The organism is Patescibacteria group bacterium, from assembly GCA_035529375.1.
GTDB lineage: Bacteria > Patescibacteriota > Microgenomatia > PFEM01 > JAHIFH01 > DATKWU01.
Genome location: DATKWU010000009.1, coordinates 235,080 through 258,093 on the forward strand (window position 1 = coordinate 235,080; position 23,014 = coordinate 258,093).

24 protein-coding genes are annotated in these 23,014 nt (G+C 38.5%); 11 read left to right on the plus strand and 13 right to left on the minus strand.

The features are described 5' to 3' along the window. Nucleotides 1-23 precede the first annotated feature (23 nt). Nucleotides 24-1,205, minus strand: a complete 1,182-nt coding sequence (nusA, locus tag VMY36_02475) for a transcription termination factor NusA (protein HUV42751.1) — start codon at nt 1,203-1,205, stop codon at nt 24-26. 101 nt (nt 1,206-1,306) lie between these two features. Further along, entirely contained in the window at nt 1,307-1,648 is a 342-nt protein-coding gene (locus VMY36_02480; protein ID HUV42752.1) for a hypothetical protein, read from the minus strand. A 58-nt stretch (nt 1,649-1,706) separates the two neighbouring features. On the opposite strand from VMY36_02480, the gene VMY36_02485 reads away from it, so the two are divergent. Further along, nucleotides 1,707-2,594: a DMT family transporter gene (locus VMY36_02485; GenBank protein ID HUV42753.1), complete on the plus strand. Its 888-nt coding sequence runs from the start codon at nt 1,707-1,709 to the stop codon at nt 2,592-2,594. Here the strand turns inward: VMY36_02485 and VMY36_02490 are convergent. Beyond that, nucleotides 2,570-3,472 carry a PD-(D/E)XK nuclease family protein gene (locus VMY36_02490; protein HUV42754.1) on the minus strand — a complete coding sequence of 301 codons (903 nt, stop codon included), beginning with the start codon at nt 3,470-3,472 and terminating at the stop codon, nt 2,570-2,572. The two genes, VMY36_02485 and VMY36_02490, sit on opposite strands and share 25 nt — an antisense overlap. Nucleotides 3,473-3,583: 111 nt before the next feature. On the opposite strand from VMY36_02490, the gene VMY36_02495 reads away from it, so the two are divergent. Next, the gene (locus VMY36_02495; protein ID HUV42755.1) at nt 3,584-4,387 is read left to right on the plus strand and encodes a sugar transferase; all 804 of its coding nucleotides are present in this window, start codon (nt 3,584-3,586) and stop codon (nt 4,385-4,387) included. 38 nt (nt 4,388-4,425) lie between these two features. Further along, nucleotides 4,426-4,671, plus strand: a complete 246-nt coding sequence (locus tag VMY36_02500; GenBank protein ID HUV42756.1) for a hypothetical protein — start codon at nt 4,426-4,428, stop codon at nt 4,669-4,671. A 9-nt stretch (nt 4,672-4,680) separates the two neighbouring features. Here VMY36_02500 and VMY36_02505 read toward each other — a convergent pair whose 3' ends face one another. The 6 genes from VMY36_02505 to VMY36_02530 all read right to left on the minus strand — a co-directional run bounded on the left by VMY36_02505 (nt 4,681) and on the right by VMY36_02530 (nt 9,891). Beyond that, entirely contained in the window at nt 4,681-5,157 is a 477-nt protein-coding gene (locus tag VMY36_02505) for a VIT1/CCC1 transporter family protein (protein ID HUV42757.1), read from the minus strand. Between the two features lie 4 nt (nt 5,158-5,161). Continuing rightward, nucleotides 5,162-5,569: a TspO/MBR family protein gene (locus VMY36_02510; GenBank protein ID HUV42758.1), complete on the minus strand. Its 408-nt coding sequence runs from the start codon at nt 5,567-5,569 to the stop codon at nt 5,162-5,164. A 328-nt stretch (nt 5,570-5,897) separates the two neighbouring features. Next, complete coding sequence (locus VMY36_02515; GenBank protein HUV42759.1) at nt 5,898-6,803, minus strand: DnaJ C-terminal domain-containing protein; 906 nt, start codon at nt 6,801-6,803, stop codon at nt 5,898-5,900. A gap of 7 nt (nt 6,804-6,810) precedes the next feature. Continuing rightward, nucleotides 6,811-8,718, minus strand: a complete 1,908-nt coding sequence (gene dnaK / locus VMY36_02520; protein ID HUV42760.1) for a molecular chaperone DnaK — start codon at nt 8,716-8,718, stop codon at nt 6,811-6,813. Nucleotides 8,719-8,723: 5 nt separating this feature from the next. Continuing rightward, nucleotides 8,724-9,158: a nucleotide exchange factor GrpE gene (locus VMY36_02525; GenBank protein ID HUV42761.1), complete on the minus strand. Its 435-nt coding sequence runs from the start codon at nt 9,156-9,158 to the stop codon at nt 8,724-8,726. A gap of 1 nt (nt 9,159) precedes the next feature. Continuing rightward, nucleotides 9,160-9,891, minus strand: coding sequence for a hypothetical protein (locus VMY36_02530; protein HUV42762.1), 732 nt, complete (start codon nt 9,889-9,891; stop codon nt 9,160-9,162). Nucleotides 9,892-9,995: 104 nt separating this feature from the next. Between VMY36_02530 and VMY36_02535 the strand changes: the two genes are divergently transcribed. Next, a complete protein-coding gene (locus tag VMY36_02535; protein HUV42763.1) occupies nt 9,996-11,396 on the plus strand; it encodes a hypothetical protein in 1,401 nt (466 codons plus the stop codon). Here VMY36_02535 and VMY36_02540 read toward each other — a convergent pair. Next, complete coding sequence (locus tag VMY36_02540) at nt 11,382-12,245, minus strand: GTPase (protein HUV42764.1); 864 nt, start codon at nt 12,243-12,245, stop codon at nt 11,382-11,384. The two genes, VMY36_02535 and VMY36_02540, sit on opposite strands and share 15 nt — an antisense overlap. Before the next feature lie 12 nt (nt 12,246-12,257). Continuing rightward, entirely contained in the window at nt 12,258-13,940 is a 1,683-nt protein-coding gene (gene murJ / locus VMY36_02545; GenBank protein HUV42765.1) for a murein biosynthesis integral membrane protein MurJ, read from the minus strand. Between the two features lie 90 nt (nt 13,941-14,030). Between murJ and rpsT the strand changes: the two genes are divergently transcribed. The 7 genes from rpsT to VMY36_02580 all read left to right on the plus strand — a co-directional run bounded on the left by rpsT (nt 14,031) and on the right by VMY36_02580 (nt 19,464). Further along, nucleotides 14,031-14,297: a 30S ribosomal protein S20 gene (gene rpsT / locus VMY36_02550; GenBank protein ID HUV42766.1), complete on the plus strand. Its 267-nt coding sequence runs from the start codon at nt 14,031-14,033 to the stop codon at nt 14,295-14,297. A gap of 67 nt (nt 14,298-14,364) precedes the next feature. Beyond that, complete coding sequence (locus VMY36_02555) at nt 14,365-14,910, plus strand: PilN domain-containing protein (GenBank protein HUV42767.1); 546 nt, start codon at nt 14,365-14,367, stop codon at nt 14,908-14,910. Next, nucleotides 14,911-15,531 carry a type 4a pilus biogenesis protein PilO gene (gene pilO / locus VMY36_02560; GenBank protein ID HUV42768.1) on the plus strand — a complete coding sequence of 207 codons (621 nt, stop codon included), beginning with the start codon at nt 14,911-14,913 and terminating at the stop codon, nt 15,529-15,531. Continuing rightward, nucleotides 15,528-15,845 carry a hypothetical protein gene (locus tag VMY36_02565; GenBank protein ID HUV42769.1) on the plus strand — a complete coding sequence of 106 codons (318 nt, stop codon included), beginning with the start codon at nt 15,528-15,530 and terminating at the stop codon, nt 15,843-15,845. The genes pilO and VMY36_02565 overlap by 4 nt, the downstream gene beginning before the upstream one ends. Next, entirely contained in the window at nt 15,842-17,179 is a 1,338-nt protein-coding gene (locus tag VMY36_02570; GenBank protein HUV42770.1) for a fibronectin type III domain-containing protein, read from the plus strand. Before VMY36_02565 ends, VMY36_02570 begins: the two co-directional genes overlap by 4 nt. Beyond that, a complete protein-coding gene (locus VMY36_02575; protein HUV42771.1) occupies nt 17,180-18,919 on the plus strand; it encodes a hypothetical protein in 1,740 nt (579 codons plus the stop codon). It abuts the gene before it with no gap. Then, nucleotides 18,919-19,464, plus strand: coding sequence for a hypothetical protein (locus VMY36_02580; protein ID HUV42772.1), 546 nt, complete (start codon nt 18,919-18,921; stop codon nt 19,462-19,464). Before VMY36_02575 ends, VMY36_02580 begins: the two co-directional genes overlap by 1 nt. 1 nt (nt 19,465) lies before the next feature. Here VMY36_02580 and VMY36_02585 read toward each other — a convergent pair whose 3' ends face one another. Together VMY36_02585 and VMY36_02590 are read right to left on the minus strand one after the other, a co-directional pair. After that, entirely contained in the window at nt 19,466-21,937 is a 2,472-nt protein-coding gene (locus VMY36_02585) for a glycosyltransferase family 39 protein (GenBank protein HUV42773.1), read from the minus strand. Then, nucleotides 21,909-23,012 carry an LCP family protein gene (locus VMY36_02590; protein HUV42774.1) on the minus strand — a complete coding sequence of 368 codons (1,104 nt, stop codon included), beginning with the start codon at nt 23,010-23,012 and terminating at the stop codon, nt 21,909-21,911. The genes VMY36_02585 and VMY36_02590 overlap by 29 nt, the downstream gene beginning before the upstream one ends. Between the last annotated feature and the right edge of the window lie 2 nt (nt 23,013-23,014).

Here is a 23,014-nt window from a genome sequence, read left to right on the forward strand (position 1 = left end):
TTTTTCCTGTCCCAAAGAACGACTCATTTTAGTGATTTTTTAATTTCTTCTGCCGCTTTGGGACCAATGCCTTTAATTGCTGCCACTGTATCTTTTTGTGATGCTAATTTTTTCTTTGTTTCAATACCAGCCGCTTCTAAAGTCGTAATCGTTCGCGTCGATAGACCTAGTTCTTCTAGCTCTGATGGTTTAGTTTTGGCCTTTTCTTTTTCTTTTTCAGTCTTCTTAACGATTTTTTCGGCACCTTTAATATCAATTCTGTAACCAGTTAGTTTAGCGGCTAAACGAACATTCTGGCCTTCTTTACCAATCGCTAGAGAAAGTTGATCTTCAGGGACAGAAACGATCGCTTCTTTTTTCTTTTCATTAAGTTTAACTTTAATCCCTTCCGCTGGTGAAAGAGCGGCCACAATAAATTTTTCCAGACTATCACTATACTGGATGACATCAATTTTTTCGCCTTCAAGCTCGTCAATGACCGCCTGAACCCGGACGCCTTTTTGACCAACACAAGAACCAACTGGATCAACTCCTAATTGAGTTGAGGAAACCGCAATCTTTGTTCGACCGCCGCCTTCCCGAGCAATTACCTTAATTTCTACGGCGCCTGAAGCAACTTCAGGCACTTCCCGACGGAAAAGAGCCTCAACCAAACCGGGGTCGGCTCGAGAAACAATTACTTCTCGACCCCGGGCTGTGTCACGAATTTCTTTAATCAGGAAAGTAAGACGTTGATTAACCGAGTATCTTTCTGCCCTAATTTGTTCTTGGGGAGGCATAACTCCCTCGGCCTTACCAATATCCACAATTGCATTTGGCCCATCAAAGCGAATAATCATTCCACTAACTAAGGTACCAGCACGCTTGGAATATTCATCCAGAATAGCGGTTTTTTCTGCTTCCCGAAGTTTTTGGATAATCACTTGTTTGGCAGTCATTGAAGCAATCCGACCAAAACCTGGTGGGGTAACTTCTTTCTTTTTCTCTTCTTCCTCTTCAGGAAACTCGTAGACCTTAAAGCCCCCTGTTTCCATATCCAAATCAACACTATAATCCATACCCTCTTTGACACCATAATCTTTTCGATAAGCGGCTAAAACCGCTGATTTAATTGATTCTAAAGCCACATCAGGCTCAATGCCTTTTTCAGCACAAATCTGATTAAGGGCAGAAGCAAATTCGGTTCTCGCTTTAAGAACAGTCATCTTTTTTCTTTTTTTATTTAAAAAGGTGGGAAGTTCCCACCTCAAAACTCATTTAACCAAACTAATTCTAACACCGAATAAAAAAGAAGTCAAAAATTGGCTTAGGAGATAAGAAGAATTAAAACAATCAAAAAAGTAAAAAGAGCTAACCAAGCCGTCATAAAAATAATTAATTTAAAAGCTTCCATAGTCTGTTTTCTTTCCCAAAACAAGATAAAGGCATAACCAAAAGCAATCAGAGCACAAATTAAAGCGGAAACAATAAATAAAACCAAAAAGAATAAGGGGCCCCAGTAATAAGAAATTGGCCCGAACAATTTTTCACCGCGCCAAAACAACAAACCCACTAAACTACAATAAAACAACAGACCTAGGGCTTGGAAAAAAGCAACGAAAGGTAAAGAGAAATCTTTCTTTTTCCTAAAAAGTGGACACATTTTCATTCTTAAATAATTATAACTTAACGATCAAATAAATTTTCAACCATGTTAAAATATAGATATGTCTCCAAAGAAAAACTGGGCGATTATTTCTCTTGTTTTTGCTACCTTACTCTATGGTCTCTATGGTGTTTATTCTCGCCTAATTGGCCTTGATTTTGGTGTTTTTTATCAAAATTTCCTAAGAAATCTAATTGTAGCGGTTATTCTTATATTCTATTTATCCCTCAAAAAAGAATGGCAACGAATCAAAATTAAAGACATCAAATGGATTATTGCCTGGGTTTTTAGTGGCTTTATTGCGATTATCACAATCTTTATTGCCTTCAATAAAATTCCTATTGGTATGGCTCTTTTCATCTTCTATGCCGGCTCAATCATTAGTGGTTACTTAATTGGTAGTCTATTTTTTGGCGAAAAATTATCAAGAATTAAACTTTTTTCAATTATTTTAACTTTTATCGGTCTTGCTTTAATCTACTCCCTGAATTTCGAAATAAACAAGTCGAAATATCTTCTCTTCGCTCTAATTGCTGGTTTTTCAACCGGCATCTGGAACACGCTTTCTAAAAAGGTCTCAAATAAATATTCTCACATACAATTAATTTTTATTGATGCCTTATTGCATGTTTTTTTAAGCCTCCCCTTAATATTTATCTGGAACGAAAAATTATCTTTCCCAAAACTATCAGTTCCCTGGGTAACCATTCTCGCTTTTGCTCTAACTCAAATAGTAGTAGTTAAGCTTATTATTTATGGCTTTAGGCATTTAGAAGCTCATCTTGGCACTTTAGTCATGCCTCTAGAAGTATTCTTTGGTGCTCTTTTTGGTTTTATTTTCTTTAAAGAAGTTCTTTCTTTTTACACAATCATTGGAGGTTTGATTATAATATCAGGGTTTATATTGCCAAACTTACTAATCAATCAAAAAGGCAAATCATCAGAGTAAAGTTCTTCTTCATTAACTTTTTTAGTTAATTCTTTGACCTTGTTTTTAGCAGGACAAAAACTCGTAAAAAGACAATATTTACAGAGTTTGCTTGGTCGGGGCTGCCAATCTGCAGTCTCTTTTATTTTCTCTATTTTCTCTAAAACTTTATCTTTAATCACCTCGCTTTTCTTTTCTATTTTAAAGCTCTTTTTTTTACCTGATTTTAAAAAGAAAAAACTGGTTTTCTTGACTGGCTGGTCAAAATTTGATTCCGCCAATAATTGGTAAAAATCCAACTGAAAGGGGTTGGTTTCTTCTTTTTTTGAGGTTTTAAAATCAATAATATGAAGGCTATCCTTATTCTTGGTAATCAAATCAAACTTACCGCTAATGTCATAATCATCAGTTAAGGGAACAATTAAATCCTGATAATCTTTGATTGAATGAAGAAAATCTTCGGTCGGCAGATAATGAATGGCTGGATTTTCCTCAGCCATCTTTAAAAAATTTCTTAACATCCTAATTCCCTCAGCATAAACCCCTCTTTCTTCTTCAAGACTTTCAAACCCACCCCATTCTAATAAAGGTGGTTTTTTGTTCCACCTGGCTTCACTGAGCCAAGTTTCGGCTAATTTTTTCATTAAATTTTCTTTTGTTCGATGGGCTAAGGGCAGGTAATAATAAGAGGTAATCGCATTATGGACCGCTTTACCGAGAGTATGGAAAGAATAAATATTCTCTGGCATCTGTTTTAACTTGGTCTTCATCTTCCTTTTGACGGGATCAAGATAGGAAAAAAAATATTGTTGAGGACACTCCTCAAAAAGATTTAATTTAGTCGGAGAGTAAATCTTATCGTAATCAATTTTTTGTTGGTCTTTAACTACTTTAGTCATTTGAACTACTTAACGTATTAATCATAACAATATTAATTATAGCAAAACCTTGAAAACTTATTTGCTAAAATCTCAACTTTTATATACAATCTCTCAATCTGCCCTTTCATTATGAGTAGAATTGAACAGGGCATCATTCCACCAGAAGTTGATCTTTCTGTTGACTCTAAAGTCATTAGGCAAGTCGAAAAGCTCTTAGGAACTGAGCCAAATATAGAACGGGCAAGAGAATGGATCCATAGTCCAGAAAAACAAAGAAGAGAAAAAATAATTGCAGGGGCCATTCTCACTTGCCTTACACCTCTTCTTTCCCTTTCGGCTCGTGGAGTATTGCGTGTTGATGGTGAACCAGCTTTTTATAAATATACCGTGGCTTTTCCAGGACCAAACAGAACTTTAATTAATCCAAGAGAATTTACAAAAGTACGGACTTTAAGATTAAACACTAGTGATCAAGAAAAAAGTCCTTTTGAAACAACAGCCTTTCAAGGAGGAAGAAAAAAAGAGTATGAGGAAACAGACCCTCGTGTTCATTCGCAATTAGGAAGTTTACTTAGAAAAACGGGCTTAGATGAAATCCCTCAACTTGAGGATGTTATTAATGGTGAAGTCTCTCTTATCGGTTTGCGTCCTTTTACTCTTGAAGAAATCAAAGGTTTACGCGTTGTTCTTGAAAATTTAGACCAAAGAGAGGAGCTTAAAGAATATCTAGAAAATTATTCAGAAATAATGGCTTATATTCTCCCTCTTCCTAGTATGGCTGGTCCTTATGCGGCTACTCTTAAGAAAAAATTAACTCTTATCGAAAGACTTGTTCTTGACCAACTTTATTGTCTTTGCGCCACTAAAGAAGGTGATAATCGAATCTTGGCCCGCTCAATAATCACCACTCTCAAAAGAACTGGGGCAAAATAAGAAAAATTTTCTCTAAACCTGTTATAATTATTCTGGTTATGGAAAAACATTTAAAAATAGCTTCATTAATAACCGGTGTTTCTTTTGCTCTTCTAATTCTTTCTATTCTTCTTCATAACTTTCTCTCCGGTCTCTTGGGAATCGAGGAACCAATCTTCTTCTCTTTTTTTCTGGTCCTAGCTCTTATTTTACCTTTTGCCCTTCTTTATTTGGCAATTGTCTCCGTCATTTTTTTAATTAAAAGGGGATTTGGATTAAAAAAGAAGTCACTCTTCAAAAAATAAAGGCTCCAATTATTTAAAAGTCAAAGCCACCCAATTACCCAAATAATGAGCAAGAATAATAACAATCAAGGCCACTAATAAATGTTCACCAACTACCCGCCAACGATTAGTTTTTTCTAACTCAGCCATTTTCAAACTAAAAATCGCTAACAAGACAGTCCCCCAGATAGCACTCACCAAAACCGCTAAAGGCAAATCAAAAATTAAAACGGGAATGATAAAGGTTGAAGCAAAAAAAAGTTTGGTAAAAAAGGTCGCCAAAGTCGCTAGCCAGATTTCTTTTGAAGAATGTTTGTTTTCTGATTCTTCAGAAACATGAATGCCCAAAGCATCGGAAAAAGCATCAGCAACAGCAATTGTTAAGATACCACCGATAACCGCCAATTGAGAATGAGTCCCGGACTGCAAACCAACCATCAAACCTAGGGTAGTAATAATGCCTGAGGTCAAACCAAAACTAAAACCGGTTTTGATTGAATCTTTCATTAAGCTATCTGTTCATAAGAGTAATCGAGAGTTGCAAAAAAGTAGCAATGCTCACCCAAATCAGATAAGGAATTTGAAGAAAAGCTAAGATTTTTGAGTGAGGAAAAATCGCCACCATCCCCCAAACAATTGTTAGCCAAACAACCAAGATATCAAAACTAGCTAAAGGCAAGTTTTTCAAGCCAAATAAAATAGGTGTAAAAGCAAAATTAGCTATCAGATTAATAATAAAAGGTAAGGCGACAATCAAAACGATTTCTTTCTTAATCAGCCGATAAAAGATAACAGTAAAGGTAATCAGAATAAGAGGATAAAGGATTGTCCAAATAGTGCTAATTGTTCCGGAAGTCGGTGTCCAACTAGGCTTTACCAAAGCTTGATACCAATCTTGCCAATTCCAACTGGTTAACATAAATTCAGTATATCATTTCATAGGGAGAAGAAGAAGGTGGCAAGCGGATTCTTATGATGCTGAAGGCACGCTGAGCACCATCAACACTATCGTTCCGATGATGATCGGCAGGATCACTGAAAGGTCAACGAGAACCTCTTTCCACAGCTCCTCATAGGGACGAGCTAACTCTGGGTATATTTCTCCCTCCTTTCCAGTTCACTACCTTCTTCTCAAACTACTAGAGCCGAATCCAAAAACCCGAAACGCTATGTTTCGAGCAGGATTAAACTAATTATAATACCTTTCCTCAAATTTTTTAATTAATTTCCTATCTTTTCCTGCTCTCTTACTCTTCAAATTTTTTAATAGCTTCTTTTTGTTCCTCAGTTAATCTTTTTGGGATTTTGATTTGCAATCTGACGTATTGATCACCTCGACCAAAACCATGAAGTTTCTTGATACCTCTGCTTCGAAGACGAATCATTGTTCCGGGTTGGGTCCCAGAACGAATTTTTAGTCTAACCTCACCATCAATGGTTGGTACTTCTGTTGTTCCGCCCGATACCGCCATACTTAAAGGAATTTTGTGGTTAACAAAAACATCAGCGCCATCTCTTTGAAAAATTTTATCTGGCTGAACATCAATGGTGACATCAAAATCGCGAAAGCGAATTCGAGAACCATCATCAACTCCAACCGGAATTTTAATTGTCTTTTTTTGCCCATCAAGATTAACATTTTTTTCTGTTCCCTTAGCCGCTTCCATAAAAGAAAGACTTAAGCCATAACGCGGTTTGGCTTCTCTTCTGCCAAAAGGAACTCCGCCACCAAAAAATTGTTCAAAAATCTCAAAAGGATCGGAAAAACCGCCAAAATCGAATTCAACACCTGGACCACCGCCCCCACCATAAGTGGTGTAAGTGTAGGTAAAAGGTCCTTGTTTGTAGGTCCGAGTCTGACCTCCGCCAAAAGGACCGCCAGCAAAACCACCTGGTCCGGCTCCAGCACCAGCCCCGCCATAACGGGGGTCAAAAGCCGCATGACCAAACTGATCATAAGTTTCTTTTTTCTTGGGATCAGAGAGAATTTCGTAAGCTTCGTTTATCTCTTTGAATTTTTCGTTGGCGCTAGAAGATTTATTTCTGTCTGGATGCCATTCTAAAGCTTTTTTTCGGTAAGCCTTTCTTATTTCGTCTTTAGAGGCATTTTTGGAAACATCGAGGATGTCGTAATAATCTCGCTTGGTCGCCATTTCATTTTTATTCTACCACTTCACCCTCTTCAACCTTTTCTTTATCAGCAACTGTCTTTGATTTTTTGCCTTTCTTTTTCTTACCTTCTTTAGGTGGTGCTTGCTGAGTTTTTTGGGCCTGATACATGGCAGCGCCAACTTTCTGGAGTTCTTCAGATAATTTTTTAGAAGCTTCTTCAAGTTCTTCTTTACTAGCGTCTTCTTTAGCTAGTAATTCTTTGAGTTTCTTAACTTCTTCTTCAACTTTTTCTTTATCTTCTTTTTTAACTTTATCACCAGCGTCTTTAAGGGTTTTTTCGGCTGTAAAGATTAAGCTATCCGCTTGGTTTCTAGCTTCAACAGATTCTTTTTTCTTTTGGTCTTCGGCCGCGTGTTTCTCGGCCTCAGTTTGAGCTTCTTTAACTTCCTCATCAGAAAGACTAACCGCGCCTTGAATGGTGATTGACTGTTCTTTGTTAGTCGCCTTGTCAATCGCTTTGACATTAAGAATGCCGTTGGCGTCAATATCAAAGGTCACCTCGATTTGGGGTATACCTCTAGGGGCTGGAGGAATGCCGTCGAGAATAAATCTGCCCAAAGACTTGTTGTCGACCGCCATGGGTCGCTCTCCTTGAAGAACATTAATTTCCACTTGGGTCTGATTGTCGGCCGCGGTCGAAAAAATTTGTGATTTAGAAGCGGGCACGGTTGTATTTCTTTCAATTAAAGGTGTTCTAACGCTACCTAGGGTTTCAACTCCCAAAGTCAGAGGGGTAACGTCTAAGAGAAGAATGTCTTTGACTTCACCACCCAAAACGCCACCTTGAATAGCGGCGCCAACAGCAACGACTTCATCAGGATTAACTGATTTGTTTGGGGTTTTGCCAAAATAATCCTTAACCGTTTCGTAAACCTTGGGCATTCGGGTCATCCCACCCACCAGAATGACCTCATCCACCTCTTTGGTTTCAATCTTGGCATCTTTAAGACAAGCTTTAACTGGGCCCATGGTCTCTTTAATTAAATCATCAACCAGTTGCTCCAATTTAGCCCGTGTCAGCCTCATTGTTAGGTGCAAGGGCTGACCGTCTTTGCCTTGGGTAATAAAAGGCTGGTTAATTTCGGTCTCTTGGGAAGAAGAGAGTTCAATCTTGGCTTTTTCCGCCGCGTCTCTAATTCTTTGCAAAGCCTGTTTGTCTTCTCTTAAATCAATCCCGTGTTCTTTTTTGAATTCATCGGCTAAATAATCAAGTAATTTCTGATCAAAATCATCCCCACCTAAATGAGTATCACCGTTAGTCGCCTTAACCTCAAAAACGCCATCACCGATCTCGAGAATCGAGATATCAAAAGTGCCGCCACCCAAATCATAAACAGCAATCGTTTCACCTTTTTTCTTTTCCAAACCATAAGCTAGAGCGGCAGCGGTCGGTTCATTAATAATTCTTTCTACCTTCAGACCAGCAATTTCTCCGGCTTGTTTGGTCGCCTGTCTTTGAGAATCATCAAAGTAAGCGGGCACGGTAATCACGGCACTCTCAACCGTTTCGCCTAAATAGGCCTCGGCATCCGTCTTACATTTGGCTAGGATTTTAGCTGAGATTTCTTGAGGGGTGTAATCCCGTCCACCAATGTGAATCACAGCCATACCGTCTTTACCGGCCTTAACTTCGTAAGGCACCATTTTGATGGTCTTCTTAACTTCAGCGTCAGTAAAACGTCGACCCATTAGCCGCTTAACCGAATAGGCGGTGTTGTCTGGATTAAGAATCATTTGCCGTTTGGCCACTTCACCTACCAGATTCTTAACCGGTTCAACCACTGAAGGAATCGTGTTTTTGCCTTCGGCCGAAGGAATCACTTTGGCTTTACCGGCTTCCATGACCGCCACGGCCGAGTTAGTTGTTCCTAAATCGATACCAATAATTTTTGCCATTTTTTCTATTTTCCTTTTCCTTGACCAACTTTAACTTTGGCTGGTCTTAAAACTTTATCATTTAATTTATAACCTTTTAAAACAACGTTGACTACTTGGTTTTTTTGTCCGGGTACAATTTCAACGGCATCCATGATTTCCGGATCAAACTTTTCTCCTTGGGCTTTTATCTCTTTAACACCTTCGCTCTCTAGGGCTGCCTGAAATCGAGTGCAAACCAGAGAGACACCTTTATCCTTCAAATGTTTTTCGCACAATTCCAAATCATCAAAAATCACTAAAAGTTTATCTAAAAGCTGGGCATTAGCTTGCTTAACAAATTCCCCTTTTTCCCTAGTAATCCGCTTTTCTAGATTAGCATAATCAGCTAAAACCCTTTTCAAACGATTTTCAAGTTCCTCGAGTTTCTTCTCGGTTCCTTTAGCTTTTTTCTTAGTCATTCTAGACCTCTTTAAGAACTTCTTCTAGTAAATTGCCAAAATATTTGACCATCGGAATCACTCGAGGATAATCTAAACGCATCGGCCCAATCACTCCCAAAGAACCGCTTTTCTCTGGACCAGCATCAAACTTAACAAAAATCATACCGCAAGGTTCAAGAAAGTCATAACCCAATTCATCCCCAAGTAAAAGATGAATTTGCTCTTCACCAAAAGAATGGCTAAACAAGTTTAATAAGCGATTGGTTTCATCAAGCATTGAAAGAATGGCCCGAGTAACATCAATATCATAGAATTCGGGCATTTCCAAAATATTGGCATAACCAGCATGATAGACGTCACCTTTTTTGGTAGCGGCGACGGCCAAAGTCCGTGATCTTTCAGCCAAAGCTTTGGTGGCCTCGTGCATTAATTTGTCAAAATCAAACCGCGAATCCCAAACCTTTTCTTTGGCAGCCACTTCGTCAGCCACCGAAAGCTTTTTCTCTTCCATTAATTGATTAACATAAAATTTAAAAGCTTCTTTACTGGGAATTCGACCCGCCGAAGTGTGGGGTTGATGAAGATACTTCATTTTTGTCAAAGCGGCCATCTCATTTCTGACAGTGGCCGGCGAAACACCCAGTTCATACTTTTTCTCCAGTGTTCCTGAACCAATCGGCTCGGCCGATTCCATATACTCTTCAATAATTGATTTAAGAATTTTAATTTGTCTATCAGTTAACTCTGCCATATTTTATCTCGTACATCCGTTAGGACTTGACGAGATTAGCACTTTTATAACATGACTGCTAAAGTTTGTCAAGAGGAATTTATAAATGCTATAGTCTAATCATCATGAAAGTTTTAGCAAAGAAAAAAGAGCTTCTCTCTTTAATTTTTATTATTTTTCTTTTGATTGCCCTACCTCTATTACTTAATCTAATTAACAAAGTTCAAATTTACTTAACCGAGGCCTTGGGTCAAGAAGCCAAGATTATTGTTGACGTTTCTATTGATCAAGGGCCGGTGGTCCCAATTTGGCAAGGTTTAGCCCAAGGGGGTGAAGAAAAAAATCCTTTTGATCAAATTATTAAAGAAACAACGGCTTTAAACCCAAAATACATCCGAATTGATCATCTTTATGATTATTACGATGTCGTTAAAAAAGAGAATGGTCAATTAAGTTTTGATTGGACAAAACTTGACCAAGTAGTTGACCAGATTATTCAAACCGGAGCTAAGCCCTACCTTAGTCTCTCTTACATGCCCGCTGCCATTGCCCAGGACAATAATATTATTAGCCCTCCGGTTGATTGGAACGATTGGTCGGCGGTTGTTCAAGCCACTATCCAACATTACAGCGGCCGGGCTGAAAAAAACCTCAAGGAGGTTGTTTATGAAGTCTGGAACGAACCAGATTTATTTGGCGACTGGCGAATTGGCGGTGAAAAAGATTATCGTCTTCTTTATAAACACGCGGTCATTGGTGCCAACCAGACTCAAAACACTAATCCTTTTAAAATTGGCGGGCCCTCAACCACGGCGCCTTATCGAGGCTGGGTGACTGGCTTTTTAGACTACATTAAGGACAATAATTTAAGAATCGATTTTTATTCCTGGCATCGCTATTCGCTTTCGCCAGCTGACTTTTTGACTGATATTGACCAGGTCGATACCTGGCTCTACGAAAATGCTGGTTATTCTTTAGAAAAACATATTACCGAATGGAGTTCGGTCTCGGAAAACTCTTCTTACCACGATACTAATCTCGATGCCGCTCATTTAGTGGCAGTCATCAGACAATTAATCCAAAGAGTTGATTGGGCTTTTACTTTCGAAATCAAAGACGGTCCTTCACCTACTGGCGAAAAATATTGGGGTCGTTGGGGACTCTTAACTCATGAATCAACCGGAACAATTGAAAAGAAACCCAAATATTTTGCTCTCCAGCTCCTTAATAAAATGGCTGGCAATCGAGTTTTTCTTGAAGGCGAAGGCACTTGGGTGACCGGCTTTGCTACCCGAGATGATCAACAAATCAAAATCATTTTGGTTAATTTTGATAAACAGGGACAGCATTTTGAGAAAGTACCAATAACCATCAATCAATTAGAGAATGGAACTTACTCTTACCAAGAAAGTTATCTTTTAGGCACTGGTAAAAAATCAACAGAAACAATTACTGATGGCAGTTTGAAAAAAGAAATTCCTCTCTCGGCTAATAATCTTGTGGTAATTGAATTAACTAAAACTTAAAACATCTTCATCTTTAAGTTGATGATTTAAACTCACTTGTTGTCCAGGAAAAAGAGCGCTGGGTCCCCAAAGAAGAATTTGTTTGAATTCCTTTTTTTCTGGAAAAATCTTTTGGGCCACACCAGCCACTTGGGCTCCTTTTTTCATAATTAAAGGTTCATTAAAATCCGGTTCTTTATCTTTTTGCTTAAGATAAACTCTGATCAAATTCAACTCCTGCCAAATCGCTTTTTTAAGTTCATCCAGACCAATCTCATTCTGAATACTGATCAAAATTTCCTTATTCTGAGTTTTAGACGCTTTATTCAGTAAATCAACTTTATTAACCACTAGCAAGGTGGGTAATTCAATTTTTAATAATTTGAGTTCCTTGTTAATCGCGGCCAATTTATTTTTAGTTTTAACGTCCACCATCAAAATTAATAAATCGGCAATCCGGACCACAGAAAGAATTTCTTTACCTCTGCCCTTGCCTTCAGCAGCCCTGCCAATAATGCCTGGGAGATCTAAAATTTGAATTTGAGCCCCTTTATATTTCAAAACACCGGGAATAACCTCAAGAGTGGTAAAAGGCCAGGATTCAACTCGAGCATGAGTCCCGGTTAAATTATTGAGCAAACTTGATTTCCCAACCGAAGGCGGACCCACTAAAACTACGGTAGCATCACCAAACTTTTTTAGAGCAAAACCTTTACCTTTACCTTGAGCGCTATTTGTTTCTTTCTGTCGTTTTAATTTGGCTAATTTTGCTTTTAAACGACCAATATAATGTTCCGTCCCTTTATGATAGGGAGTTTTTCTGATTTCTTCTTCTACGGCTTCTATTTTTGCCTCAAGATCAATGGTCATCTTTTTTATTTTTTATGATGAAACTTCCTCTGAGGCTGGTTGTGAAGACGAAGTCGTAATGATTTCTTCTGATTCCTTAAGAACCTGTTGCCAACGACCTAGTTTTTTAGCCAAACTAATAAAAGACTTCAGCTCGGCAATATTAAAAAGATAAGAGAGAACAAAATAAACAATCATCCCAGAAAAAGTGGCAATCATCGTTAAAATCACTAAATTAATCGTCCGGGTTGTGTCTAAGATAAATTGATCAAGAAACCTCATCGGTATCCATAAAGCGACCGCAGTTAAAAAAGTCGCCAAGCCCATCTTGATTACCGGAATAAATAATTCTTTTTTGCTAAAACCCCTGACAGCTTGATTAAGCAAAACTAAAAGCAATCCTGTCTGAAGAAAACTAGCAATCGTCGTTGCCCAAGCCAGACCTAAAATTCCTAAGTCAAATCTAAAGATAAAAAGAAAGCTTAAGGCCACATTGGTAAAAACAGAAACGACACTGATCCAAAAAGGCGTCTTAGTATCATGAAGAGCATAAAAACCTCTCACTAATAACTGAATGATCGCCTGAGCAAAAATAGAAATTGAGAAAACGGCTAGGACCCGGCCAGTTAAAAGCGTCGCTTTCCAAGGAAAAGAAGCCGCCCCAAAAACAATTCGAACGGCCGGAATTCGTAAAACTAATAAAATCGCACTCGCCGGCAAAACCAGATAAAGGATTTGATTAAAAGAAGCCAAGAAAGTTTGTTTGAACTTACTGAAATTCTCCTCTCCGGATTCCCGTGAGAGAGTCGGCAAAGCCGCCTGGCCAATGGTCGTTCCAAAAAGACCAATCGGCAGATTCATCAAGTGTTGAGCAAAATAAAAGATGGATAAGGAACCGGCTGCTAATGACGTCGCTAAGAAAACTGCCACCGTCAATTCAATTTGATTAACCGCCAAAGCAAAGGTTCGCGGCAACATAAGACGAACCACTTCCCTGACACCTGGATGGCGCCAATCAAAAACAAAGGAATAACGCAAACCTAATCTTAAAGCTAACGGTAATTGAATAATCAAATGAAGAAAAGCTCCTAAAACCACACCGACAGTGGGACCAAAAATACCTAACCAATGACCAAGACCAACTATCCCAAAAATTATCCCCAAGTTATAAACAATCGGTGAAAGAGCGGGCACCAGAAAACGTTGTTTTGATTGAATCACCCCGGTCAAGAAGTTGGAAACACAAAAAAATATCTGAGCTAAAAGCATTATTCTAGTTAAATCAACCATCAAATTAATTTCGGCGGGACTAAAAGCTGGCGCAATCAGATTCGCTAAAGGCCTAGCAAAGACAAAAACGATCAAGGCTAATAAAATAAAAACAGCCATTAAAAAATTAATGACTGATGAAGAAAGACGATAAGCTTCTTTTTCATCCTTCTCTAAATAGCGACTAAAAACCGGAATAAAGGCAGCCGAAAGAGCTCCAAGAACTAGGAGCTGAAAAATCATGTCTGGTAAACGAAAGGCAGCAAAATAAACATCAAGTTGCCTTTCTTGACCTCCAAAAAAAGTCCCGGCCAACAAACGATCTCTTAAGAGTCCTAAAAGTCGAGAAATAGCCACGGCCACCATAATGACGGTAGCGGCAGAAAGAATATTAACTTGTTTATGGGAAAAAATTAGGCTACCATTCCGCCAAAAACTTTTTAACATTTGTCTTTTATCTTAAAATCTATTATACTGCCTACCTAACTAAATTATACTGATATAATGCCTACCGGCAAGACTCTATTTATTTAAGCTATGCCAGTTACTGAATCAGCTAAAAAGAAAGTGCGCCGAGATAAGAGGCGAACGGTTATTAATCGAGAAATTCGCCTTCAAATCAAATCCACTGTCAAAGAAATGCGCCAAAAACCAGCTAAAAAGGCTTTTCAAAAAGCCAGTCGGGCTCTTGATCTGGCGGCCAAAAAAGGCATTATCCATAAAAAGAAAGCTTCGAGATCAAAATCGAGATTGGCCAAACTCCTACCAAAGAGTAAGAAGAAAACCCCAAAAAAGACTTCCTGATAAATTGCTTTACAAATTTCTCTCTAGTCCATATACTAGAATAGCTAGTACAATAGCTTATTAGTTTATGACTGCCTCAAAAAGTAAAATTGAATTTTTACCCCAAGAAGATTGGGAAAAGACTCCTTTTGGTAAATTCCTCAAGTGGTTGTTAACAGTTGGTCGCTATATTGTTGTCTTTACTGAATTGATCGTGATTCTTGCCTTTATCTCCCGATTCAAGCTCGATCGTGATTTAACTGATCTTTATCAACTCATCGAACAAAAGCAAGCAATTATTCAAGCATCAGTCGATTTTGAAACTGATTTCCGCTTTCTCCAAAAACAACTAACCAGCATCCAAGGTTTAAGAAAAGAACAACTCAAAACTAATCAACTCTTAAAAGAAATTTCTGACTTAACTCCTATCGATGTTTCTTTCTCTAATTTAACCATTACTGGTGATAAAGTCGAATTTAAGGCTACCGCTTTATCTGAAGCGGGTTTAGCAACTTTTATTTATAATCTTAAAAAATCGCCAAGCTTTACTAACCTAAACATTGATAGTTTATCTCTAGGTAGTGAACAAGGCGTGGGAATTAGTTTTAGTCTTAACAGTCAGTTAATTAAATAAATGCCAAATACTTTACCTAATCGCTATCAGCGCTATCGTCACTATTTCACCGGTGTCAATAATCTTTACAAGAAAAAACAAACAAAAGTTTACACCGGCGTTGTCCTTTCCCTGATAACGATATCTTTTTTTGGATTTTTTGCGATTCGACCAACTTTAATTACAATCAGCGGTCTGATTAAAGAAATTAAAGACAAAAAAGCTGTCGTCGATCAAATGGACCAAAAAATTGAGAGTCTCACCCAAGCCCAAATAAACTACTCCCAAATTAAAGATGATCTTGACTTAGTCAACCAATCACTCCCTCTTGATCCAGATCTGTCAACTCTTGTCAAACAACTCGAGGCTTTGGCTCGACTTTCCTCAGTTAAAATTGAATCAATCCGATTCGAAAAAACCAATCTCCAAGGAGAAAAAAGTAATGAAGCCCAAACCGTTAATTTTGACTTGGCTACCAGCGGTAATTATCAAAGTCTTAAGAACTTTCTCAGTTCACTAGATAATTTGAGGCGAATTATTGGGATTGATAGTTTTGCTTTCAAAACTTCAACTGAAGAAGAAACTCAAATCTTAATCTTAACTCTTAATGGTCACGCCTATTATTTAACCAGAGAAGAATGAAAGATCTTAAACTCGGTAAAAATATTCTTATTATCTCAATCTTAACCTTATTGACAGTTTTTGCTTGGATTGGTTTCCAAGTTTACGGTGCCTATACCAAAACAACCATTCCTAAAATAATTAAAGAACTTATTCAACCCTTAAATCCACGAATCGAAGAATCAGTCATTAAAGAAATTAAAGAAAAATATCAAGTCCCTAGTGAGGAACTTAATGTTGTTAGCCAACCTCCTGCCAGTCCCGAAACGGAAATGGAGGAAGAAGCTACCACTGGTCAAACGGCAACCCAAAGTGGTAATCTAGAAGAAGAATGAGAAAACGGATACCAACCGTTATTGGTTTAATTATTTTGATTGTCGGCATGACCGCCGCCGTTTTTTTGATTAACCGTAGTACCCATTGGTTTTCTCGAGCCGCTCCAGGCGCCGCGCCAAAACAAATTAAATTTACTAACATCACTGATAGTAGTTTTTCAGTTTCTTGGATAACAGACGAATCAACTTCAGGCTTTTTAAAATATGGTCCAAACAATAAAATTGACCAAACATCCAGAGACGATCGAGATGAGCTTACTGGTAAAACCGGCAATTATACTACCCATCACATCACTCTTCGCAATCTAAAACCAAATACGACTTATCAATTTCAAATTGGCTCGGGAGGCAGTTCGTTTGATAACAATGGCCAGAATTACCAAGTGACAACCGCCGCAACCCTAACCGCCCCCTCACCACCAAGTGATGTTGCTTACGGCACGATTAATGATCAGGCCGGTTCGCCAGCTGACGGCTTGATTGTCTATTTCTCTTTGCCCGGCGCTGTTACCCAATCGACCCTAACCAAGTCTTCTGGTAATTGGGTTGTTCCTTTAAATTTGGCTCGTTCAGAGGATTTAAAAAACTATGCCCAGTATGATTCTCAGGCAACGATTGAAGATATTCTTGTTCAAGGAGGAGCAAAGGGAACAGCCACAGCGGTCGTCACGACCAAAAATGATAGCCCGGTTCCTACGATCACCCTGGGTGAAAATCATGATTTTAAAGGTACCGTCACAACAGATGAAACTGATAAAACAACTGGTTCCTCAAAGTTTAATTTAGAAGACAGCGATTCCACTCCCTCATCTGACAAAGTAGAAATCATTAATCCTGAAGATGAGGAAGGTATTAGTACCCAAAAACCAGAAATCCAAGGAATTGGCCCGGCCGGAGCTATTCTTAATATTACCATTGAATCTTCAAAAACCTACACCGGCACCATTGTTGTTGATGATTTTGGTAATTGGAACTGGACACCACCAGCTGATTTAGAACCAGGCGAACACACAGTTACCATCAATTATCAAGATGAAAACGGTCTACTACAAACTCTTTCTCGTACTTTTATTGTCTTAGCCGCCGGTGAAGATGGTTTGCCGGCTCTTGAGGCAACTCCATCAGGAACAGCCACACCCTCACCAACACCTTCTCCATCGGTCAGCCCTTCACCCAGCGTCAGTCCGAGTGGTCGAGTTTCAATACCTTCAACTGAAGGCGGTGTTCCTGATTCTGGTTACTTGACACCTACTTTTTTAGTCTTCATAATGGGATTAGTTCTGATTACCTTTGGACTATTTAGTAATATTTTGCTTAAGAAGAAAGTTTTCTAGATGGCTGACCTGTCCCAAGATCAATCGCTAAAACCGAACCCAACCACAAATCCGCCTGGGGATAATCAACCTTCCCAAAATCAGGATGTCCAGATACCAACGCCACCAACTGAACAACCGACTTCAACTCCTTCAACCAGTGATTCTTCTTTTCCACCAATCAAGGAAGAAGAAAAATTTGCTACTCCAAAACAAGAAGAAATCAAAAAGGAACTTTCCGAATTAGGGATTTCGCCTAAAGGTAGTTCTAAAAAAACTCGGGTTTTATTAGCTACCCTTGGTGTTCTCTTTTTGATTGCCACTTTGCCAGCCGCTGTTTATTTAGTCAAGCAAAGACAGGAGATAAAAACTGAAGCTTCAGTCGGTACTCTAGAACATTGCACTTTACCCAATTGTACTGTCACAGTTGGCCCTGATTATCTTTCCTTTGTAGCCAATGGGCACGGAACCAAAACTACCAAAACACCCACGGTTAACCTAAATATTCCTACTGGTTCTACTGTTTTTAAAGCTTTTGCTATCTGGGGAGGAGAAAGAAACGCTGATAAACCTAAAGACAGAAATTTTAATTTAAGTATCAATAATCAGGCAGCTCAACCAGTTACGGCTGAAGCCGAATTTAATACTTACGTTGAACAATACAATAGTGCTCCTGAGGTATTTCTCGCCGACATTACTTCATTAATACCCACAAACACCACCCAATTTAATTTTAGGATCACGGGAGGATTTCTTGATGGTAGTTATGGTTCTGATGGTGGTGGTGGCGCTGGTTATGGTGTTGCCTATATTGTTGTTTACAAAAACCCTGCTAATTCTTACAACAAACTGGTGATTAAACTTTGGGGTGAATTTGTTTTCCGCAATTTATCAACTAATATGGACTTTAATATTCATGATCGAAAAACAGGCTCCGATAAACTCAGAATGGCCTTTTTCTTTGGCGAGGGGGAAGGTTCGATGGTAGGTGACTCCCGACCTAACTACCTCTATTATAATGAAGCAAATAATCAACAATTAAATCCAACCGATGGGACCGCTTTTCCCGCTTGGGGTACTGACCCTAGTGATTGGTGGGATACCAGAATTACTGGGGATGATTTACCGAAAATCAGTGCCTTAAGTAACACAGCTACTTTTCATACTTATTCACCTAACCGGCCCGATGAACCTAATGGTTTACTGGGTGACTCTATAGTCTGGGTTGGTGGTGTTGTAGAATACGAAGTGGAACCCCCAACATATGGCTGTTGGGACGAGTGTAGTACTCAAAGCAATTGTGATCTGGCTGGCTATATCTGTGCTATCCCTACTGGTGATACTAGTCAAACTAAAAGATGTCTTAATCCTCAATGTCCTAGTGAAGAGACTTGTGTTTGTACTCCTCCTCTTTGTACTAGCTTAACAGCTTCGCCATCAGCCGAAACTTTAGGTGAAAGTGATGAAGTTCAATTTATCTGCAAGGGTACGGCTGGAACAGATGACTCAATTGATCGAATTGAATTTAAGGTTCAGGTTAATGATGAATGGCAGACTCCAGTTGCAGCTGATAACATTACCGAATTAGATGGAGAATACGAAGGAAAAATCAACTACACCATTCCAAAAGCAGGTGACTACCAAGTTCAATGTCGGGTTTGCACCACTAATGAACAAATGACTTGTGACGACCAAGGTTGTGCCAGCAGTGCGACTATTAAATGCACTGAGTGGGGTAAAGCAGCAGTAGAGGGATCATAATGAAAGAATTTTTAAAGAAAAATTGGCAAATTAGCCTGGTTGGTTTTACCACCTTAATCTTGGCGGTAATTGCTTTGGCTACTGCCTGGCGTTTATATCAGGTAGGTAAAGAACCAATTGCACCAACTGCACCCACCTCTTTTCCTCAGGCTGACGAACCGGAAGAACCACTCGAAGAAGCAGTTTGTACCTTAGAATTCACAATAGAAGCCATTAGCTGTTACGATGCTTGTACAGTAGATACTGATTGTCCTCAGAACTTCGGGGATGATGAAGTTGACCTAGTTTGTGATGAAGATGAAAACATCTGTGTGAATGAGAGCTGTTCTGATGAAGATGACTGTGTATGTCCAGAAGAAAGCCACACACCTACACCGACTCCGAGCCCTTCACCTTCAGTAGCAGGTTCCCCTGTTCCTAGCCCGAGCCTAGTACCATCACCTTCACCTCAACAAGTTGAATTGCCAGAGGCAGGGATTATCTCACCAACAATCTTGGCGACTCTTGGAGGAATTATTCTTGTTCTGATTGGTCTTCTTCTTTGATCTATTTCCAAGAAGGGAAAAAATAATAAAGATTGTCTAGCCATTTAGGAATATAGAGTCCTGTCCAGTGAGGATAGAAAAAGAAAAAAGTAATGATAACTAGTAGCGAATAATAAATCACTATTCGCGAAAATCTTTTCTTTTTCCATAACCAATTTAGAGCCCAGCCCAAAAACAAACCCAAAAAGACAACTGAAGGTAAATAGTGATGAATAAACATAATCCTGGGTGAAAAAATCCATGGTAAAAAGAAAGCAAAGTAAGCGAAAATTACGATCCCCAATTCTTGACTACGTTTTTTAAAAGCTTGCCAAATGACTAAAGGCAAACTAAACAAACCACCCCACCAAATAATTGGATTGCCCATCGCATAAATATTGGCAATTGCCTCTGGTCGATAGCCTACAAAAAACCAAACCGGCTTGACTAACAAAGGCCAAGACAAGGCTGGTGATTGGTAATGATGAGTGGCTGTTAGTCGCGTATGATACCACCACATCTGCTGTTGTAATTGCCACCATTGATCCAAAGAGTGACTGGTCAGAAAAAAAGGTAAATAAACAAGGAGATAAACAACAATTGGTAAAAGAAGGAAACAAAGAACAAAAATAAAACTGGTTCGCTTTAAAAAATCAAATCGTTTTTTTTGTTTTAAAAACTCAATCAATTGCCATAAACCTAAGATTGGTAAAAGATAAATCGCTGTCCATTTAGAAGACAGCGCTAAGCCAAAACTTAATCCGGCAAACAGATATCTTTTTTCTAAAAAAAGCCAAAGAGTTAATAAACTAAAGAAGAGAAAATAAATATCATTCATCCCGATTCGACTCATTACTAAAAGCAAACCATCAAAAGCTAGGAGAAAGGTGGCGAAAAACGCTACTCGTTGATTGAATAATTTTTTCCCAATTAAGTAAACTAGCCAGAGACAACCAACGCCAAAAAGAGCGCTAAAAAGCCGCCAGGCAAAAGCCGTTTCGCCAAAAACAAAGATCCCTAAAGTTATAAAAAGTTTAGCTAAAGGCGGGTGGGTCCATTCATAAGCCACCCCTTCAGGTGCCTGGTGCCACCACTCCCAGGCCGCCACCTGGCCTTTAGCCATTTCGGTAGCCGTAAAAGCATGATAAACCTCATCAAAATAAAATCTTGGTGGCTCGCCTAATTGCCAAAATCTGAATAAAAAAGAAAAAAATAATAGTAAAATAATAATTCTGTTTCTGGAAATAATTTTTCTTATTTTTGGCCAATTAATTTTAATTCTTTTAAACACCAAAATAATAAAAGCTAAACTAATCAAAGTAATCGCGATTGAAAACAAATTAATCCATGGCCAACTAAAAATAAATTCCCCGTTTTTTAACAACCACACTAAGGCAAAATATAAATTGGCCGTAGAAATTAAAGAAATAATTAATAAGGCAAGACCATACCAAAAACTAAATCCAGTTAAAATGGTGAGAAAAGGCAAAACAGTAAAAATGTGTCTTTCGTGAACCCGAGTGGCAAAACTAAAAAGCACCAGAAACATCGTAGTCATGATTAACCAAATGTCTTCTCTTTTTCTTTTTTGCCAAATCAGCAAAAAACTTAATCCCAAAACAAAACTGATCATTAATAAACCCCAATGTTGATAAGTAATTCCCCAAAAACGGATTTGATCAGACTGCCACCAATGATTGTTAATTGCCCAAAAATTAAAAGCATTGACTGAAGTATAGGGATAAACCGAAAAAGCATATTGATACCTCTCAATTAACAAACCTAAAGGATCCTTAAGGGAAAAAGGCAGAGTGATCAAGAAAACACCAGTCAAAATAGCCGCCGCAAAATTTCTAATGGGTTTATATTTTTGCCACCAGTTGCCTTTTTTCTTTTGCTTTTGCCAAACCAGGAGACCAAGGATCGGTAAAACTAAGAAATAAATTGGTTTCATGGTTAAAGAAAGGCCAATTAAGAATCCTGAAGAAACAAAACGATTACCTAAGAGAAAGTAAACTGAGGCCAAAAGAAGTAAAGCTCCTAGGGCATCAACTTGACCCCAAAGACTACTGTTAAAAAAAACGGCCACGTTAAAAAGATAGCCAGCTGTTAACCAGAGGGCAATTTTTTTAGATTTCTTTTTGAGAATAAGAAAGATTAGGTAAGCGGTCCCAAAATCAGCCAAAGTCGCTGGCAGTTTAAAAAGGAGATCTTGAGAAAAATTAAGAAAGTGGCTAAGAAACCGCCAGGTTAAATCAATGCCGCCAAGAAAATAGAGATAAAAAGGTAAATAATCACAAAAACTAACTTCTTGATAAAATCGCTCAGGACCAAACTCAACCACCTTCTCAGACCAATAATGCCATAAGCCCATATCAGAGGAGTGAGTGCCGTAAGGTAATAAAATCAATCTGAAGACAAAGGCAAGAGAGAAAATAGTTAGTAGTTTTCTTTTTAAGAAAAACCTAGTTATTCTCGAGTAAGTTTTGGACATATGCTTGAATTTCTTGCCAATCGCCTGTTCGAGGAATTAAAACCCAGTGGTTGTCATATTTCTGCGGGTTAGGTGGCGGATTGATCAAATAACTCTCTTTGCCTTCGACACCACCATCTAAAATTTCTGAGTTTAAGTCACCGGAACGCATTTTCAGTAAAAGTTTTACCATACCTCCCCAATTCTTTTGGGAAATATCGGTCTCAAAATTCTGCTGAGCTACTTTAATTAATCGAATTATTTCAAAAGGATTTCTCAAAACTTTAAAAGAAAAGAGTTTATTTTTAATAGCGGCTAACAATTGTTGTTGACGACGACTGCGAGCATAGTCAGTTCCTTCTTCGCCTTCAGCATAGCGACTCCGAACGTATTTCAAAGCTGTTTCTCCATCCATTACTTGTTCGCCGGCATCAAAATGAAGATGTTCGTAACGACAACCATACTCTGGATCACCACCACATTCATCATTTTCTTTACCCGGAATTGGGTAGTAAAAATCATCAAAATTATTTTCAACCTTTAGAGTCACCCCACCTAAAAGATCGATTATTTGCTCAAAACCAGAAAAGTCAATGACAATGCCATAATCAACTGGTTGGTTTAAAATCTCGGCGACTGAGGCTTTGGCTAGGAGTAAACCTCCGCCTGGTTTTTTTTCATTACCATAATGATAAGCTGTATTTAATTTGGCTCTCATCGAAGCTAGCCAAATATCTCTAGGTAGGGACAGCATTAAGGTATTGCCAGTTTGGGGATTGATCGAAACAAAAATGATTGTATCAGTTAGATCAGCACCTGCTTTCTCCTCGTCACTCACCCCTAAAAGCAAAAGATTAACCCGACCATTACCTCCCTTAAGATCTTCGGGAGATTGACTAATCAAAGAAATACCCCCAGAAATTAGGTTGCCAGTTAATCTAGCTCCCATAATTATTGATGGTGTAGCGGCCCTAATAATCAAAATTGCTAAGATAGTGGTAATCACTATCAGGCCTAGACGAATTTGAGGAAAATAACGAGCCGCTAATCTTCTTATCTTGGAAAGATTGGTTTTTAACTCTTTCTTCATTAACATGC

What these genes read in the sequence shown, in the direction of transcription:
- nusA (HUV42751.1), bottom strand. Translation starts at nt 1,205, where the DNA reads ATGACTGTTCTTAAAGCGAGAACCGAATTTGCTTCTGCCCTTAATCAG.
- VMY36_02480 (HUV42752.1), bottom strand. Translation starts at nt 1,648, where the DNA reads ATGAAAATGTGTCCACTTTTTAGGAAAAAGAAAGATTTCTCTTTACCT.
- VMY36_02485 (HUV42753.1), top strand. Translation starts at nt 1,707, where the DNA reads ATGTCTCCAAAGAAAAACTGGGCGATTATTTCTCTTGTTTTTGCTACC.
- VMY36_02490 (HUV42754.1), bottom strand. Translation starts at nt 3,472, where the DNA reads ATGACTAAAGTAGTTAAAGACCAACAAAAAATTGATTACGATAAGATT.
- VMY36_02495 (HUV42755.1), top strand. Translation starts at nt 3,584, where the DNA reads ATGAGTAGAATTGAACAGGGCATCATTCCACCAGAAGTTGATCTTTCT.
- VMY36_02500 (HUV42756.1), top strand. Translation starts at nt 4,426, where the DNA reads ATGGAAAAACATTTAAAAATAGCTTCATTAATAACCGGTGTTTCTTTT.
- VMY36_02505 (HUV42757.1), bottom strand. Translation starts at nt 5,157, where the DNA reads ATGAAAGATTCAATCAAAACCGGTTTTAGTTTTGGTTTGACCTCAGGC.
- VMY36_02510 (HUV42758.1), bottom strand. Translation starts at nt 5,569, where the DNA reads ATGTTAACCAGTTGGAATTGGCAAGATTGGTATCAAGCTTTGGTAAAG.
- VMY36_02515 (HUV42759.1), bottom strand. Translation starts at nt 6,803, where the DNA reads ATGGCGACCAAGCGAGATTATTACGACATCCTCGATGTTTCCAAAAAT.
- dnaK (HUV42760.1), bottom strand. Translation starts at nt 8,718, where the DNA reads ATGGCAAAAATTATTGGTATCGATTTAGGAACAACTAACTCGGCCGTG.
- VMY36_02525 (HUV42761.1), bottom strand. Translation starts at nt 9,158, where the DNA reads ATGACTAAGAAAAAAGCTAAAGGAACCGAGAAGAAACTCGAGGAACTT.
- VMY36_02530 (HUV42762.1), bottom strand. Translation starts at nt 9,891, where the DNA reads ATGGCAGAGTTAACTGATAGACAAATTAAAATTCTTAAATCAATTATT.
- VMY36_02535 (HUV42763.1), top strand. Translation starts at nt 9,996, where the DNA reads ATGAAAGTTTTAGCAAAGAAAAAAGAGCTTCTCTCTTTAATTTTTATT.
- VMY36_02540 (HUV42764.1), bottom strand. Translation starts at nt 12,245, where the DNA reads ATGACCATTGATCTTGAGGCAAAAATAGAAGCCGTAGAAGAAGAAATC.
- murJ (HUV42765.1), bottom strand. Translation starts at nt 13,940, where the DNA reads ATGTTAAAAAGTTTTTGGCGGAATGGTAGCCTAATTTTTTCCCATAAA.
- rpsT (HUV42766.1), top strand. Translation starts at nt 14,031, where the DNA reads ATGCCAGTTACTGAATCAGCTAAAAAGAAAGTGCGCCGAGATAAGAGG.
- VMY36_02555 (HUV42767.1), top strand. Translation starts at nt 14,365, where the DNA reads ATGACTGCCTCAAAAAGTAAAATTGAATTTTTACCCCAAGAAGATTGG.
- pilO (HUV42768.1), top strand. Translation starts at nt 14,911, where the DNA reads ATGCCAAATACTTTACCTAATCGCTATCAGCGCTATCGTCACTATTTC.
- VMY36_02565 (HUV42769.1), top strand. Translation starts at nt 15,528, where the DNA reads ATGAAAGATCTTAAACTCGGTAAAAATATTCTTATTATCTCAATCTTA.
- VMY36_02570 (HUV42770.1), top strand. Translation starts at nt 15,842, where the DNA reads ATGAGAAAACGGATACCAACCGTTATTGGTTTAATTATTTTGATTGTC.
- VMY36_02575 (HUV42771.1), top strand. Translation starts at nt 17,180, where the DNA reads ATGGCTGACCTGTCCCAAGATCAATCGCTAAAACCGAACCCAACCACA.
- VMY36_02580 (HUV42772.1), top strand. Translation starts at nt 18,919, where the DNA reads ATGAAAGAATTTTTAAAGAAAAATTGGCAAATTAGCCTGGTTGGTTTT.
- VMY36_02585 (HUV42773.1), bottom strand. Translation starts at nt 21,937, where the DNA reads ATGTCCAAAACTTACTCGAGAATAACTAGGTTTTTCTTAAAAAGAAAA.
- VMY36_02590 (HUV42774.1), bottom strand. Translation starts at nt 23,012, where the DNA reads ATGTTAATGAAGAAAGAGTTAAAAACCAATCTTTCCAAGATAAGAAGA.